The organism is Agromyces soli, from assembly GCF_022811605.1.
GTDB classification, from domain to species: Bacteria; Actinomycetota; Actinomycetes; order Actinomycetales; family Microbacteriaceae; genus Agromyces; species Agromyces soli.
The window spans coordinates 2,394,681-2,410,619 of record NZ_CP094533.1 but is presented as its reverse complement, the minus strand read 5'-3'; the positions used below and the strand labels follow the sequence as shown (position 1 = coordinate 2,410,619).

Annotated in this window: 11 protein-coding genes; 6 read left to right on the top strand and 5 right to left on the bottom strand. The window is 74.4% G+C overall.

Going from position 1 to position 15,939, the window contains the following annotated elements; genetic code table 11:
• Positions 1-94: 94 nt before the first annotated feature.
• Positions 95-1,402 (top strand): phosphotransferase, encoded by a 1,308-nt coding sequence (locus MTP13_RS11550; RefSeq protein WP_243567902.1) that lies wholly within the window; start codon positions 95-97, stop codon positions 1,400-1,402.
• Here the strand turns inward: MTP13_RS11550 and MTP13_RS11545 are convergent.
• Both MTP13_RS11545 and MTP13_RS11540 read right to left on the bottom strand, forming a co-directional pair.
• Positions 1,291-4,821, bottom strand: coding sequence for an ATP-dependent DNA helicase (locus MTP13_RS11545; RefSeq protein WP_243567901.1), 3,531 nt, complete (start codon positions 4,819-4,821; stop codon positions 1,291-1,293). The two genes, MTP13_RS11550 and MTP13_RS11545, sit on opposite strands and share 112 nt — an antisense overlap.
• Positions 4,818-7,943, bottom strand: coding sequence for a UrvD/REP family ATP-dependent DNA helicase (locus tag MTP13_RS11540; protein ID WP_243567900.1), 3,126 nt, complete (start codon positions 7,941-7,943; stop codon positions 4,818-4,820). The genes MTP13_RS11545 and MTP13_RS11540 overlap by 4 nt, the downstream gene beginning before the upstream one ends.
• Before the next feature lie 92 nt (positions 7,944-8,035).
• Between MTP13_RS11540 and MTP13_RS11535 the strand changes: the two genes are divergently transcribed.
• On the top strand, positions 8,036-8,260 hold the full coding sequence (locus MTP13_RS11535) for a DUF3107 domain-containing protein (RefSeq protein WP_189084589.1): 225 nt from the start codon (positions 8,036-8,038) through the stop codon (positions 8,258-8,260).
• A 1-nt stretch (position 8,261) separates the two neighbouring features.
• The gene (locus MTP13_RS11530) at positions 8,262-8,570 is read left to right on the top strand and encodes a hypothetical protein (RefSeq protein WP_243567899.1); all 309 of its coding nucleotides are present in this window, start codon (positions 8,262-8,264) and stop codon (positions 8,568-8,570) included.
• Positions 8,571-8,624: 54 nt separating this feature from the next.
• Here the strand turns inward: MTP13_RS11530 and MTP13_RS11525 are convergent, their stop codons facing one another.
• Positions 8,625-9,341 carry a ferritin-like fold-containing protein gene (locus MTP13_RS11525; protein WP_243567898.1) on the bottom strand — a complete coding sequence of 239 codons (717 nt, stop codon included), beginning with the start codon at positions 9,339-9,341 and terminating at the stop codon, positions 8,625-8,627.
• A 157-nt stretch (positions 9,342-9,498) separates the two neighbouring features.
• On the opposite strand from MTP13_RS11525, the gene MTP13_RS11520 reads away from it, so the two are divergent.
• On the top strand, positions 9,499-10,998 hold the full coding sequence (locus tag MTP13_RS11520; protein ID WP_243567897.1) for a DEAD/DEAH box helicase: 1,500 nt from the start codon (positions 9,499-9,501) through the stop codon (positions 10,996-10,998).
• A gap of 89 nt (positions 10,999-11,087) precedes the next feature.
• Here MTP13_RS11520 and MTP13_RS11515 read toward each other — a convergent pair whose 3' ends face one another.
• Entirely contained in the window at positions 11,088-11,957 is an 870-nt protein-coding gene (locus tag MTP13_RS11515) for a PHP domain-containing protein (protein WP_243567896.1), read from the bottom strand.
• A gap of 153 nt (positions 11,958-12,110) precedes the next feature.
• Here MTP13_RS11515 and MTP13_RS11510 point away from each other — a divergent pair, with 153 nt between their 5' ends.
• Entirely contained in the window at positions 12,111-13,130 is a 1,020-nt protein-coding gene (locus MTP13_RS11510; protein ID WP_341680390.1) for an endonuclease/exonuclease/phosphatase family protein, read from the top strand.
• Positions 13,131-13,212: 82 nt separating this feature from the next.
• Positions 13,213-14,787 carry an aminopeptidase P family protein gene (locus tag MTP13_RS11505; protein ID WP_243567895.1) on the top strand — a complete coding sequence of 525 codons (1,575 nt, stop codon included), beginning with the start codon at positions 13,213-13,215 and terminating at the stop codon, positions 14,785-14,787.
• Between the two features lie 165 nt (positions 14,788-14,952).
• Here MTP13_RS11505 and MTP13_RS11500 read toward each other — a convergent pair whose 3' ends face one another.
• Positions 14,953-15,789, bottom strand: a complete 837-nt coding sequence (locus MTP13_RS11500; protein ID WP_243567894.1) for a YflT domain-containing protein — start codon at positions 15,787-15,789, stop codon at positions 14,953-14,955.
• Positions 15,790-15,939: the final 150 nt, after the last annotated feature.

The following is a 15,939-nucleotide window of genomic DNA, read 5'->3' as shown; positions in this document are numbered from 1 at the left end:
CGGACTCGTCGGCAAGGTGTGGCGGTCGCCCGGTCACAGGCGTCGGCTGCTTAAGCTGTGTGCCATGGCCAGACCCCCACTCACTCTAGCCGCGTTGGCGACGGCGGCGGTCCCCGGCCTCGAGGTCCGCGCGGTCCGGGTGCACACCCGCAATTCCGGCGGTTCGTACGATGCCGTCCGGCTCCGCACGAGCGACGACCGCGAGCTGCTCATCCGCGTGCCGCGCGACCAGAGCGCCGAGACCGAGCAGTCGGCCGACCTCCTCGCCCTGCATGCGCTCACCGAAGGGGTGCGCGCGATGCTGCCGTTCGAGTTGGCCGAGTACGTCGGCCAGGCCCCGGTCGACGGCACCCGCGGGGTCGTGACCACCTTCGTGCCCGGGCTCGGCCGCACGGCCGACGAGCTCACCGGCACCGACGCGATCGCCGAGTCCGTGGGCCTCGCCATCGCCGCCGTGCACAATCTGCCCACCGGCTTCATCGGCGAGGCCGGCCTGACCCGCCGCACGCCCGGCGAGGTCCGCGACGAGGTCGTGTCGCTCGTGGGGCGCGCGACCGACACGGGCCACCTGCCGGCGGCGCTGCTCCGCCGCTGGGAGGAGGCGACCGACGACGAGTCGCTCTGGCGCTTCCAGCCGACGGTCGTGAACGGGCAGCTCAGCGCGGACTCCTTCCTCTCGCTCGAGGACACCGTCACCGGCATCGTGGGCTGGTCGGAGCTCGGCCAGGGCGACCCGGCCGTCGACCTGCACTGGCTGCTCACCGCTCGCGGCGGCTCCGCCGAGCGGGCGCTCGAGACCTACCTGCTCGCCCGGGAGGGCGGCGCGGACCCCCACATCCCGCAGCGCGCCCTGCTGTACGGGGAACTCGAGCTCGCCCGCTGGCTCCTGCACGGCGTCGAGCAGCGCGACGAGGCGACCATCGCCGATGCCGTCGGCATGCTCGATGCGCTCGTCGAAAGCGTGCACGACCGCTCGAGCGAGCCGCTCTCCCCGGAGACGGGTCCGATCCTGACCGTCGGCGACGTCGAGCGCATGCTCGACCGCACCCCGCAGCTCGACGCGCAGCGCGACCCCGCGGGTGCGATGCTGACGGACAGCTACGACTTCTCGGCGCTCCGCCGCCGCGCGGCGGATGCGGAGACGGATTCCTCGATGACGGCGCCCATCCCGCTCGACCTCAGCGATTGGGGCGACGCTGCGCCGGCCTCGGCCGCGAACCCCGATGCGGATGCGGATGCGGACCCGGACGCGGACGGGGATCCCGATGCCGGGGCGGCAGTCGAGCCGGCTCAGCGCGGCAGCACGGCGGCCGACGCTGCGGACGGCGACGAGTCGTCGTTCGCCGACTCCGCCGAGCGCAGCGCGGACGACCAGGCGCGCCGCAACTCCGCTTCGTCGTAGAGCCGTTCGGGCCGGATCTGGCGGTCGTCCTCGACGTAGTAGAAGACGGCGTCGATCTGCTCCGGCGGCACCCCGGCCCAGTTCGCGTAGGCGAGCCGGTAGAGCGCGAGCTGCGTCTGCCGGAGTTCGAGCTCGCGCTCGCCCTGCGGCGCTCGACCGGTCTTCCAGTCGACGACCTGATGCCGAAGGCCCTGCCGGCCGAGCTCGCTCGCGGGGTCGATCTCGTAGACGGCGTCGAGCTTGCAGACGAAGACGTGCTCATCGAGCGGCAGATGCAGTTCGAGCTCGACCGCACTCGGGCGCAGCTGGCCCCACTCGGACGCCTCGAAGGTGGCCTGCAGTTTGGCGAACCGCGCGGCCGAGCCGTCGATGAGGGCGGAGCCGGGGGACGCAGGCGCCGGGGCGACGCCGGAGCCCGACTCGACACTGGACCGCGATTCGATACCGGACTCCGCTCCGAGCTCGGACTCCACCCCGAGCTCGGACTCCGACCAGGCGAACAGCTCGTCACTGGCGCCGCCCTCGGCCCAGTCGAGGGCGTTCGCCTCGAGCTCGCCGGTCGAGCGATGCTCGACCCAACGGTGGAACAGCGTGCCGAGCCGGGTGGCGCGGTACGGCCGCTGCGGCATCGGCCGGCGCAGCTGCTCGGCGACGGCGGCCGCGTCGTCGACGTAGTCCTTGAAACGCGACGCCGGCACGCGAGCCGGGATCTCGGGCGCCGCGTGACCGGCCATCCGACGCCGCCGCTCCTCGAGCAGGAGCCGGAGCTGGTCGCCGAGACGCTGACCGATGCCCGCGCCGCTCGGCCCCTCAGCGGCGGCCCGCACGGCGTCGGCGGCGCGCACGACCCCGAGTCGACGCCGACCGAGCGGGTCGAGGGGCCAGCTCACCCGTTCCTCGCCGACCGCGCGGGGGTTCTCGTCGGACTCGGGGCGGTCTGGCAGCGCCGAGGCGGGCAGGAGCCCGTGCGCGACGAGCTCGCGGAGGAACACGCTCGGCTGCCGCGGCTGCTTCTGCGAGGCCCACCACGAGCCGGTGAGCAGCAGCTCGTCGCGCGTGCGGGTGAGCCCGACGTAGGCGAGCCGGCGCTCCTCCTCGGCGTGGCGGTGCCGGTTCTCCTCGGCGAAGCCGGCCACGGCCTCGTCGAACTCGAGCTGGCTCTGCACGCCGCGCCACATCAGTTCGGGCAACTCGTCGCGGTCGCCACGGAACTCGTTCGGCAGCTCGCCGAACGCGAGCCAGCCCTTCGCGGAGCGCGGCTTGCCCGGCAGCTCGTCGGTCACGAGCCGCGGGATCGCGACGACGTCCCACTCGAGGCCCTTCGACCCGTGGATGGACAGCACCTGCACGGCGCCCGGCTCCGGCTCGTCCTGGCGCGGGGCGAGCCGATCGCGCTGCTCGGCCTCGGTGAGCCAGCCGAGGAAGGCCCCGAGGTTCGGGTGCTCCGCGACGTCGACGAAGCCGGCGAGCAGTTCGTCGAAGGCTTCGAGGCTCGGCGCACCGAGCGGCTGCTCGGCGTTCGCGGCCACTTCGATGTCGAGGAGCAGCTCGTGCTGCACGAGGCTGACGAAGTCGACGAGACCGAGCCCCGCGCGCCGGCGCAGGGACTGGAGCTGCGCGCCGGCGCGACGCATGCGGGCGAGCCCCTCGGCCGTGAACGCGACGAGCGCACGGTGGTCGTCGGGCGCGGACAGCAGAAAGTCGAGCGCATCGACGATCGACGGGGACTCCTCTGCCGCGATCGAGGCCCGCAGGCCCGCGCGCACGCCGTCGTCGAGCCGCCGCATCGCCTGGTCGCGGTCGACGAGCCAGCGCGCGAGGCCGGCGAGCGCGGAGAGGTCGGCGGGGCCGATCGCCCAGCGGGCGCCGCCCAGCACGCGGATGAGCTCAGCCCCGGCGGTCGGGTCGTGCAGCACGCGCAGGGTGCTGACGAGGTCGGCGATGACGGGCTGGTCGAGGAGCCCGGCCACGCCGAGGACGTGCACGGGGACCCCGTGCCGTCGCAGCGCGGCGGTGAACACGTCGACGTTCGCGAAGGTGCGGCAGAGCAGGGCGCCCGTGCGCGCGGCGGCTGCCGCGGCGCTTCGGTGCTGGCGGGCGGCGCCCGATGACGCGCCTGCGTCACCGGGCTCGGCGTGCCCGAGGCGCTCGGCGAACCACCGGGCGATGTGCTCGGCCTCTTCGTCGATGGTCTCGGCCCAGGCGCAGTCGAGCACGCCGTCGCCGGCGAACGGCGAGGCCGCGAGCGGGGCCTTGTCGATGCCGCCGTCGAGCGGCTCGATGATCGCGTTCGCGGCGTCGAGCACGATGCGCGGATTGCGCCAGCTCGTGGAGAGATCGTAGACGACGGCGTCGCCCGCACCCGTGCGCCGGGGGCCGTCGACGCTCGCGTCGTGCCGCAGCTCGACGCGCTCGTCGGCGCGTGCCTCGGCTCGTTCGGCCGCGAAGTCGCCGCCGAAGCGGGCCAGGTTCGCGGCGCTCGCGCCGCGCCAGCCGTAGATCGACTGGTCCGGGTCGCCGACCGCCATCACCGAGTGCCCGCGGAACAGCGCGGCGAGCAGCCGGGTCTGCACGACGCTCGTGTCTTGATACTCGTCGAGCAGCACGGTGCGGAACCGCTCGCGGTGGGCGACTGCCACCTCGGGGTGCGCCGTGCAGATCTCGAGGGCGAGCGAGACCTGGTCGGAGAACTCGACGTAGCCGCGGGCCCGCTTCGCCTCGGCGTACGCCTCGGCGAGCTCGAGCAGCGGCGGCAGCGCGTCCACCGCACCGAGCGCGGCCACGAAGGAGTCGTACGGGGTGCGCTTGCGCGGCGCCCCGATCGGCAGGTCGGCCATGCCGAGGAACTCGCGCGCCATCGCCCGCACATCGCGCGCGTCGGCGACGTTCTCGCCGAGCGCTCGGCTCAGCCCGAGCACGGCGCCGGTCACCTTGTCGAGGGAGGCGTCGAGCTCGACGAGCCGAGGGTCGGCGGCGGCCGCGACGATCGAGCGGGCCAGCTGCCAGGCGGATGCCTCGCCCAGCACCGCGGCGTCGGGCTCACGACCGATCAGCAGGGCGTGCTCGCGGTAGATGGCGCTCGCGAAGGCGTTGTACGTCGACACCGTCGCCGCCTCGAGGGGGTCGAGCTCGAGTTCGGCGATGCCCTCGGCCACGAGCTGTCCGATGCGCGCGCGGATGCGCTCGGCGAGCTCCCCCGCGGCCTTGCGGGTGAAGGTGAGCCCGAGGACCTCCGGCACCTGCACGTGGCCGTTCGCGAGGAGCCACACGACCCGGTTCGCCATGGTCTCGGTCTTGCCGCTGCCGGCACCGGCGACGACGAGCGAGCGGCCTCGCGGATCGGCCTCGATGACCGCGCGCTGCTCCTCGGTCGGCGGGTGCAGGCCGAGCCGGGTCGCGATCTCTGCGGCGGCGATCATGCGGACACCGCCGGAACGAGGTGCACCCGGTAGTGCCAGGCGCCGAAGCGCGATCGCGGCCCGATCTCGACGGGCGACTCGAAGCTCGCGCCGCTCATGATGGCGGCGACCGCGTCGAGCCGCTCGCGGAAGGCCTGCTCGTCGGCGTCGTCGAAGGGCTGCTGCGCGCGCTCGGTGTAGGCGGCGCCGCGCAGCGGGCGGGCGAGGTAGACGAGCTTCGCCCCGCCCAGCCTGCCGAGGTTCGGCACCTGCTCGTGGCGGGCCGCGAGCTGGTAGGCGGCGAGCTGCGGGTGGGCCGCGGTCTCGGCGGCGGTCGGCGGCGTGCGCCCCGTCTTCAGGTCGACGATCACGGTCGTGCCGTCGGGCGAGGCCTCGACGCGGTCGATCGTGCCGCTGAGGCGCACCCGGCCGAGCTCGAGCGTGAAGCGGCCCTCGGCGCCGAGCAGCACCTTCGCGTCGTCGGCGAACTGGCCGAGGTAGTCGGCGGCGCCCTCGACCATGCGCCTGGCGCCGCGGCGTTCGCGCTCGGCCACCCAGCCGGCCTCGAAACGCAGCGCCTCGAGCCTCGCCTCGACCCCGGACCAGAGCGCCTCCAGCTCGGTCTCGCCGCTCGCCCCCGCCTCCTCGACGACCGCGTGCACGATCGTGCCGATCGAGGCGGCGAGCCCCGAGGGCGGCGAGGCGACCCGATCGATGAACCAGCCGAGCGGGGACTCCTCGGCGCGGTCGATCTGCGACGGCGACACCGGCACCCGAGCCTCGGGATCGGCGTCGAGGTCGACGATCGGCGCCGTGCTGGACGGCGCGCGCAGGCCGTACCACTCCTCCGGGTGCGCCCCGGGCACGCCGGCCTCGGCGAGCAGCGCGAGCGCCGGCGCCGCCTCGCCGCCCGGATCGGCGACCGCTTCGCGGCGGAGCGCGCCGACGAGTCCGCGGAGGTGCAACGGCCGTCGTCGCGGCGACAGCCGCTCCTCCGCGTAGCCGAGGAGCATCGAGGGCTGCTCGTCGTCGTTGGCCGTGCAGCTCAGCACGAGCTGCCGCGTCGCCCGGCTCGCGGCGAGCGCGAACAGGCGCAGCTCGTCGCTGCGCACCGCGGCGCGGGCGTCGGCCGTCGAATCCGGGGCGGGAATCGGCGCCCCCGCGCGGGCCGCCGCCGCGACGGCGGGCAGCAGGGCCGCGTGCAGCAGGGTGCCGCGCGGCCGGAGGTTCGGCCACACCCCCTCCTGGAGGCCGGCGATCACGACGACCTCGAAGTCACGGCCGATGAGCGCCGGCGCGGTGCCGACGAACACGGACTCGGCGGCACGCTGCGGGGCGAGCGAGTCCTCGGGCAGCTCGCTCGAGAACTGTTCGTCGACGAAGCGCACCGCGGGGGCGCCCGGCGTGCGTTCGACGAAGCGCTGCGCGGCCGAGAACAGCGCCACCACCGCGTCGAGCGCGCGGTTCGCCTCTTCTGCCAGCACCCCCGTGCCGGCGGCCTGCGCCCCCCACTCCTCGGCCAGGCCGCTGCGGTCCCAGAGCGACCAGAGGATCTCCTCGATCGTCGAGCCGGTGCCGACCCGGGTGCGCGCCGCCGCGAGCAGCCTGGCCAGTCGGGCGGCGCGACGGCCCGCAGCGGCGTCGACGGTCTCGAAGCCGCCGGGCGCGGAGAGCGCGTCGACGAGCAGCTCGTCGCCCGTGCGGTCGCCCCCTGCCGCCAGCTCCTCGTGCCGGAGCGCGAGGCGCAGCCGACGGAGCCCGACCGGGTCGAGCCGGCCGAGCGGGCCCGTGAGCAGCTCGACCGCGAGCTCGGGCGTCAACGGCTCGCGCTCGAGCACGAGCGAGGCGGCGCGCAGCAGGGCCGCAGCCGCGGGCGCGTCGCGCAGGGCGGTGCGCACGAGCGCCCCGGCGGTCGGCACGTCGGCCAGTGCGAGCCCGCGTTCGAACGACGGCGCGTCGGCGCCGGAGCGCAGCACCACCGCCATCTGCGACCACGGCACCCCGTCGAGCAGGTGGCGTTCGCGCAGCAGCGCCGCGATCTGCTGGCACTCCCCCGCGTGCGACGCCGCCTCGATGCCGAGCACCGGCGCGAGCGGATCGGGCGCGGGCGCCGTGTCGGCCGGGACGCTCGCGGCCCGGTGCCCGCCGCCGAGCGCCGCGCCGATGTGCCCGGTGACCGAGGCGACGAGCCGACGCAGCTCCGGACGCCCCCGGTGCACCGACGGGAGCTCGATGCGGTCGGCGGGAGCGCCGAGCAGCGCGGAGAGCGTGCCGAGCAGCTCGGGGCGGCCGCCGCGGAATCCGTTGCTCGCCACATCGGGGTCGCCGAGTGCGACGACATGCGTGCCGCGCGCCGCGAAGGCGGCGAGGAGCGCGGCCGTGGCCGCCGTCGCCTCCTGCGCGTCGTCGACCACGATGAGCCGCAGTCGCGACAGCGTGCCGAGCGCCGCCGCCGCCCGCTCGTCGTGGATGCTGCGCTGCACGATCGCCGCGGCGAAGGCCGCGAGCTCCGCCGAGTCGAACTGGCCGCCGCGCAGCTGCTCCTTCACCTCGGTGTACTCGTCGAGGAACCGGCCGGCGGCGACCCACTCGGGGCGCCCGCTCGCACGCCCGAGGCGGATGAGTGCGGAGCCGTCGACGTGCTCCTCGACCGCACGCATCAGGAGGTCGCGGAGCTCGGTGCGGAAACCGCGGAGCGCGCGCACCCGCGTCTCGAAGGGCCACTCCGGGCCGCCGCCGTCGGCCTCGGCGGCTTCGAGCAGCTCGGCGATGATCTGGTCCTGCTCGGCGCCGGTGAGCAGCGTCACCGGCTCGCCGGTGAAGGCGCGCACGAGCTGGAACGCGAGGGAGTTCGCGGTGCGGGCCAGCGGGCCGCGGGTGGTCGCGCCGAGCCGGACCGCGATGCGGTCGCGCATGCGGCTCGCCGTGGTGCGCGTCGCGGCGAGCGCGAGCACCTCGTCGGCCGCGTAGCCGCCCTCGATCCGGCGGGCCACCAGTTCGATCGCGAGGCTCGTCTTTCCCGAGCCGGGAGCACCGAACACCGCGGCCGACCGCTCGGTGCCGAGGTGCTCGAGCTCGAGCCCCGCGAAGGTGTCGTCGGTGAAGAGCGCGGGCTGCTCGACGAGGGCTTCGGGGCGGGGCATGCGGCCACGCTAACCCGTTCCGCCGACAGTGAACGCGAAGCACCGCCGAGGCCGGGTGACATAGGGTGAGAGCACGACGAGAAAGGCGCACAGTGGACGTTCGCATCGGCATCCAGAACTCCCCCCGTGAACTCGGTTTCGAGGCCGCGCAGACCGCGGCGGAGGTCGAGCAGGCCGTCACCGCGGCCCTCTCCGGGCAGTCGCCTTCGCTGCGCCTCAGCGACGAGAAGGGCACGGTCTACGTGATCCCCGGCGCTGCGCTGGCCTACGTCGAGATCGGCTCCGAGGAGTCGCGTCGCGTCGGCTTCGTCGCCTGACATGGAACTCCTGTTCGTCGCCCTGGGCGGCGCGATCCTCGGCCTCGCGGCCCGGTATTCGCTGCCCGGGCGGGCGACGCACGGCGTCGCGCTGATCCCGGCGATCGGCACCGCCGTCGCGGCCGTCGTCTGGGTCGGCCTCACCTGGCTCGGCTGGCCGTGGGACGGCGGCTGGATCTGGGTGGCCTCGCTCGCCGCGGCCGGCGTGGTCTCGGCGCTCGCCGCCCTCCTGATCGGCCCGAGCCGCGAGCGCCACGACGCCGAGCTGTTCGAGCGGCTGGCCCGCCCGGGCGCCGGCGCCAAGGCCTGACGCCGAGGCATCCGCCGCTGCGCGTCGCGCGCCGCCGCTCGGACCGCCCAGCGGTCAGGCCGTCAGGCCGAGCGCGTCCATGCGACGGGTGTGCTCGGCGATGAGCTCGGTGAAGACCGGCTCGACGTCCTCGCCGTGGCGCGCCTCCGGCTCCGCCGCCTCGAGCGCCTTCCTGGCGACGAGCAGGGTGTCGCCGACGAGACTGCGCCCCCAGAGCGCGAGGCGGTCGGCGAGCCCCGGCTCGCTCGCGATCGCCTGCGTCAGCAGGTGCTCGAGCACCGGGGCGCCCTGGCGCTCGGCGAGGATGCCGCGCACTCGGCGGCCGAGCTCCACCGGGAGCCCGTCGGACAGCCGCAGGAAGAAGTCGTCGAGCATGCCCGAGGTGAGGTGGATGCCGAGCAGCAGCTCGTGCCAGTCGGCCCCGCTCGTGAGCTGCCGGAAGTGATCGGTCGCCGCCTGGAACATCGCCAGGTACTCGGCGGGCTCGGCGTCGGCGCGCCGCAGCTCCTCGATGAGGGCGTGGTGCTTCGCGAGGGCTTCGCCGGAGGCGACCGACAGCCCCTCCTTCGCCACGAGATCGGGCGAGGTGGCGACCGCCTTCGCGAGCGACTCGAAGAAGGCGAGCTGCAGCGACGCCGCCTGGCCGAGGTACGGCAGCGGGTCGGGCACCAACTCCGTGAAGTCGACCCGGGCGAGCTCGGTCGCGGCGACCCGCGGACGCAGTCGGGGCGCCTCAGCGCGCGGCCTGCGCCGCTTCAACCAGAAGACCACGTGCGACAGCTTATCGGCAGCGTGCACGGCCTTTCAGCGAGCCTCCGTTAGTCTTAACGGGCTCGCGGGCATCGGACCCGCGGCCGTGCGCCTGTGGACGAATGCAGGGCGCACCCCAACATTCGCACCGCGAACGCACACGACAAGGCAGAACCTCTTGACTACTTTCACCGAGCTCGGCATCGCGTCGGACATCGTCGACGCCCTCGCCGGGAAGGGCATCGTCGATGCCTTCCCCATCCAGGAGCAGACCATCCCCCTCGCCCTCTCGGGCCAGGACATCATCGGTCAGGCGAAGACCGGCACCGGCAAGACCTTCGGCTTCGGCCTCCCGCTGATCCAGCGCCTCGGCGACGACCCCGAGCCCGGCGTGAAGGCGCTCGTCGTCGTGCCGACCCGCGAACTCGCGGTGCAGGTCACCGAAGACCTCGAGCTCGCCACCTCGAACCGGCCCACGAAGATCGTCTCGATCTACGGCGGCAAGGCGTACGAGGGGCAGATCGAGCAGATCAAGGCGGGCGCGCAGATCGTCGTCGGCACGCCCGGGCGGCTCCTCGACCTCGCCAGCCAGCGCCTCCTGAACCTCGGCGAGGTGCAGGAGATCGTGCTCGACGAGGCCGACAAGATGCTCGACCTCGGCTTCCTCGCCGACATCGAGAAGATCTTCTCGAAGGTCCCGGCCGTGCGGCACACCATGCTGTTCTCGGCGACGATGCCCGGCCCGATCGTCGCCCTCGCGCGCCGGTTCATGTCGAAGCCGATCCACATCCGTGCGAACGACCCCGACGAGGGCCTCACGCAGGCGAACATCAAGCACCTCGTCTACCGGGCGCACTCGCTCGACAAGGACGAGGTGATCTCGCGCATCTTGCAGGCCGAGGGCCGCGGCAAGACCGTGATCTTCACGCGCACCAAGCGCGCGGCGGCCAAGCTCGTCGAGGAGCTGAACGACCGCGGCTTCAACGCGGCGGCCGTGCACGGCGATCTGAACCAGGACCAGCGCGAGCGCGCGATGGCCGCGTTCAAGGCCGGCAAGAAGGACGTGCTGATCGCGACCGACGTCGCCGCCCGCGGCATCGACGTCGATGACGTGACCCACGTCATCAACCACACCATCCCCGACGACGACAAGACGTACCTGCACCGCGCCGGCCGCACCGGCCGCGCGGGCAAGACCGGCATCGCGGTCACCTTCGTCGACTGGGACGACCTGCACAAGTGGGCGCTCATCAACCGGGCGCTCGAGTTCGGGCAGCCCGAGCCGACCGAGACCTACTCGTCGAGCCCGCACCTCTACACGGACCTCGACATCCCCGCCGGCACGAAGGGCCGGCTGAAGCCCGCCGCCCCCGCAGCGCCGGCGAACCGTTCGGCGACCGCCGGCCGCTCGGAGGGCGACGCCGAGCGCGCGCCCCGCAGCCGCAACCGCCGTCGCACCCGCGGCGGCGCGCCGGTCGCCGGCGGCGCGGCGAGCTCCGACTCGGCCGAGGCGACGGCCGGCGACGGGGCCGAGCGCGAGGTCGGCGCCGGCACCCACGACGGCAAGGGCAAGGAGCACCACGACGGCAACGCGGCCCCGCGTCGCCGTCGCCGCCGCCGCGGCGGCAGCTCGAGCAGCGGCTCGGCCGGCGCGAGCCAGGCGGCTCCGCAGGCCTGACGCGCTCCCGCATCCGGAACGCCGGTCGCCCTCGGGCGGCCGGCGTTCCGCCGTTCCAGGTGGCTCGGTCGGCGCGCCGGCGCGGACGCCTAGGGCAGGACCGGGCTGCTGCCCCGTCCCTCCGCGATCAGCCGGGCGACGACCTCCGGCGCGGTGCGCTGCTCTCCGAGGCGGTTCGGCTTGCCGTCGCCGTGGTAGTCGCTCGAGCCGGTGATGGCGAGGTCGAACCGCGCTGCGAGCTCGCGCAGCCTCGGCAGTGCGGACGGCTCGTTCTCGGGGTGGTCGACCTCGAGGCCGAAGAGGCCGGCCTCGACGAGCTGCGCGAGCCGTCCGGGCGCGGTCACCGCGTCGGAGCCGCGCGTGCCGGGGTGCGCGAGCACCGGGACTCCCCCGGCCTCGCGGATGAGTCGGATGCCGGTGATCGGGTCGGGCGCGTAGTGCGGCTCTGCGTAGCCCGAGCGGGGGTGCAGGATGCCGGCGAACGCCGCAGAGCGATCCGGCGCGTGCCCTCGGGCGACGAGGGCGTCGGCGATGTGCGGCCGACCGATGGTGGCGCCCTCCGCGGAGTGCGCGAGCACGTCGTCCCAGGTGAGCGGGTAGTCGCGGGAGATGCGCCGCACGATCTGCTCGGCGCGGCTCAGTCGCGACTCGCGGATGCGCCGGGTCTCCGCCACGAGGGCCGGGTTCTCGGGGTCGATCAGATAGCCGAGCATGTGCACGCTGTGGTAGCCCTCGCGCGTGGAGAGCTCCATGCCGGGGATGAGCGCGACGCCGCTCGCGGGCACCGCGGCCGCGGCATCGGCCCAGCCCGCGGTCGAGTCGTGGTCGGTCAGCGCGATGGCCTGGAGGCCGGCGGCGGCCGCCTCGACGAGCAGCTGCGCGGGCGCGCCGGTGCCGTCCGACACCGTCGAGTGCACGTGCAGATCGGCTTCGAGGGCGACGGCGGGGGCTTCGGCCATCCCTCCATGCTAAGCCCGCGGGGCGCCGCGGCCGCCCGCCGGGCGCTTGCGGCGAGGCATCCCTCCTCCTCCACATGCTCGCCTCAGCCGACTCCCAGTGATCGCACGGCGGATGCCCCGGCGCCGCTGTGCGGGGCGGCCTAGGTTGGAGGGATGCTGCTCCGTCTGCTCGGCTGGCTCGTCGTGCTCGCCTCCGCCGTCATCGGCGCCGTGCTCGTCTGGCCGCAGGGCCTCGGCCTGCAGGATCAGTGGATCGCCGCGCACGTGGTCGCCCTTCGCGGCGCCGGCGTGCTCGTGGGTGTCGTCGCGGCCGTCGTGTTCGTGCTCGTCGCCCTCGGCCGTCGCCTGCGCCGCTTCGCGATCGCGATGCTCACGGTGAGCCTGCTGTTCGCCGGCGGCAACGCGGCGGTGCTCGCAGTGCGCGGGGTCGGCGGCTCGGATGCCTCGTCCACCGAGGCGGTCACGGTGCTGGCGTGGAACACGCTCGGCGAAGAGCCCGATGCCGCGGTCGTCGCCGAGCTCGCGCTCGAGCGCGGCGCCGACATCGTCGTGCTGCCCGAGACCACCGAGCCGTTCGGCGAAGAGGTCGCACTCGCGATGCGCGACGGCGGCAGCCCGATGTGGGTGCACTGGCAGGCGTTCGACGACATCGCCAAGGCTCGCTCCACGACACTCCTCGTGTCGAGCGCGCTCGGCGAGTACACGGTCGTCAGCCCCGACTGGCCCGGGCCGCCCGACAACACCAACACGGTGCCCTCGCTCGTCGCAGAGCCGGTCGACGGCGACGGCCCGCGGATCGTCGCCGTGCACGCGGTCGCGCCGATCCGCTGGGAGCTGCGCAACTGGCGCAGCGACCTCGGCTGGATCGCCGAGCAGTGCGCCGGTGACAACGTGATCATGGCGGGCGACTTCAACGCCACCCTCGATCACTTCGCGGGCCTCGGCAGCGACGGAGGCGATCTCGGGCGCTGCTCGGACGCCGCGAACGCTGCGGGGGCCGCCGGGGTCGGCACCTGGCCGACCGACGTGCCCGCGCTGCTCGGCAGCCCCATCGACCACGTGCTGGCGACGTCGGACTGGCACGTCGAGTCGTTCCGCGTCGTCGACTCGCTCGACGCCTCCGGCAGCGACCACCGCCCCGTCGTGGCCTCCCTCGTCCGCACCGGCGGCTGAACCGGCCCCGTTCCCGGAACCGCCTGCTGAAGCAGGGGCCGCTCCCGGCCGCCATCCACGTTCCTGGTGCGAGAATGGGGGCATGGCCACGAGCGATACTTCGACGACGACCGCGCCCGAGGGCGCGAGCGAACACAGCGACGAGCAGAGCGGACGCAACGCGAACCGCTCGACGACCCCCGGTTCCGAGGGCTTCAAGGACTTCATCGGCAGCGGCTGGGCCGAGCGCGACGAGGCGCTCCCCGCTGCACGCCGTCAGGCGCCGTACGCCGCCGAGCGTCGCGCGGCCATCTCCGCGCAGTTCCCGGGCCAGCGCCTGGTGGTGCCCGCGGGCGACATGAAGCAGCGGGCGAACGACACCGACTACCCGTTCCGCGCCCACTCGGCGTTCGCGCACCTCACCGGTTGGGGCTCCGACAGCGAGCCCGGTGCCGTGCTCGTGCTCGAGCCGAACGCCGCCGGCGGGCACGACGCCACCGTCTACTTCCGCGAGCGCGCCGGCCGCGACTCCGAGGAGTTCTACGCGAACCCGGCGATCGGCGAGTTCTGGATCGGCGCCCGCCCCTCGGTCGCGCACGTCGCCGCCGAGCTCGCGATCGCCGCCGCCGACCTGGCCGGCTTCGACGCCGTCGTCGACGCCACCGACACCGCCACCCTCGTCGTCCGCGAAGCCGACCCGGCGGTCACCGAGCGCATCGACCACGCCCGCATCCGCTTCGCCGCCGAGCGCGCCCTCAGCGAGAACGCGCAGGACGCCCCGTTCTCCCTCGAGGTCGGCGGCGAGCACGAGCCCGACGCCGACTTCGCGCGCGCCCTGAGCGAGCTGCGGCTCACGAAGGACGAGTACGAGCTCGCCGAGCTCCGCGCGGCCGTCGACGCCACCCAGCGCGGCTTCACCGAGGTGCTGCAGGAACTCCCCCGCATCACCAGCGAGGTGCGCGGCGAGCGCGTCATCGAGGGCGTCTTCGCCACCCGCGCCCGTCTCGAGGGCAACGACGTCGGCTACGGGTCGATCGCCGCGGCCGGCCCGCACGCGACGATCCTGCACTGGACCCGCAACGACGGTCCCGTCGTCCCCGGCGACCTCGTGCTGCTCGACGCCGGCGTCGAGATGGACAGCTACTACACGGCCGACATCACCCGCACCTTCCCGGTGAACGGCGAGTTCAGCGCCGTGCAGCGCCAGGTCTACGAGGCGGTGCTCGAGGCCGCGGACGCCGCGTTCGCGATCGTCCGGCCCGGCATCGTCTTCCGCGAGGTGCACGCGGCCGCGATGGCCGTCATCGCCCGCAAGACCGCCGAGTGGGGCTTCCTGCCCGTCTCGGCCGAGGAGTCGCTGCAGCCCGAGAACCAGTTCCACCGCCGCTACATGGTGCACGGCACGAGCCACCACCTCGGCCTCGACGTGCACGACTGCGCGCAGGCGCGGCGCGAGCTCTACCTCGACGGCGAGCTGCAGGAGGGCATGGTGTTCACGATCGAGCCCGGCCTGTACTTCCAGCCCGACGACCTGACGGTGCCCGAGGAGTTCCGCGGCATCGGGGTGCGCATCGAGGACGACATCGTCGTCACCGCCGACGGCGCAGTGAACCTCTCGGCCGCGATCCCCCGCACGGTCGCCGAGGTCGAGGCCTGGGTCCGGGGCGCGCGCGGCTGAGGCTCCCGGCTCCGGTCCGCCTCGCGATGGCGCGGACCGAGCATGGGTGGTGCCGTGGCGGCCGATCAGGCTGCGAGTCGCACGACGATTCGCGCAGCGCGTCGTCCTGGTACGGCGCGCCGGACGTTTCGTCGTGCGACTCGCCCGGGCTGAGCGGGCTCGCGGTCAGTCGCGCGGGCGCTCGGCGTCGCCGCTCGGCGGCTCGGCCGCGGAGTCGGCGGGCGCGGATGCCTCGGCGGCCGCAGCCTCGCGCGCGGCCTGTTCCGCCGCCGCACGCTGCTCCGCAGCCCGGGCCGCGGCCTCGCGGGCCTTCGCGCGCCGCTCGGCGTCGAGCGCCTCGCCGTAGGTCAGCGGGCGGCCTTCCTCGCCCGAGCCCTCGGCCGGGGCGGCCGGGGCATCCGGTGCCGTCGGGGCATCCGCGACGGGCGCGGCGCTGCTGCTGGACCGGGCCGCGTCCTCGCGCGACGACCAGCCGGTCGACCAGCCGCCCGCCTGCGCCGCTGCCGCGGCCGGAGCGTCCACGCCGAGCACGTTTCGCGCGCGGTCGACGTGCTGCGGCTCGGCGATGATCGCGTAGCGTGTGGCGAGCACCTGCATCACCGAGGTGAAGTCCCGGCGCCGACGATTGATCGAGTAGGAGACGAGCCCGAAGACCATGCCGAAGCCGGCGCCGATGAGCACCGCGGCGCCCAGGATGCCGAGGGTCGGCCCGCTCGGCGCGAAGATGAAGAACAGCAGCCCGAGGAAGAGCCCGAACCACGCCCCGGACAGCGCGCCGCCACCTGCGACGCGGCCCCAGGTGAGCTTGCCGGTGATGCGCTCGACGCTCGTGAGGTCGGTGCCCACGATCGCGAGCTCCTTCACGGGGAACTCGGCCTTCGCGAGCCGGTCGACGGCGGCCTGCGCCTCGGCGTAGGTCTCGTAGCTCGCGACCGTCTCCCCCTTGGGCAGGGTCGGGAACGCTTGGGCCAGACGGCCGCCGAACGGCGAAGAGCTGCTCATGGCGTCATTGTCCCACGTGCACCCCTGCTGAGCCGGAGAATCGTGCCCGGAACGCGCGCGCCAGGAGCGAACACGTCCCCTGGTTCGCTGAGCCCGTCGAAGCGCCCCCTCGACGAGCTCGGGGAACCGAGGCCTCACCCAGGGGCGGGG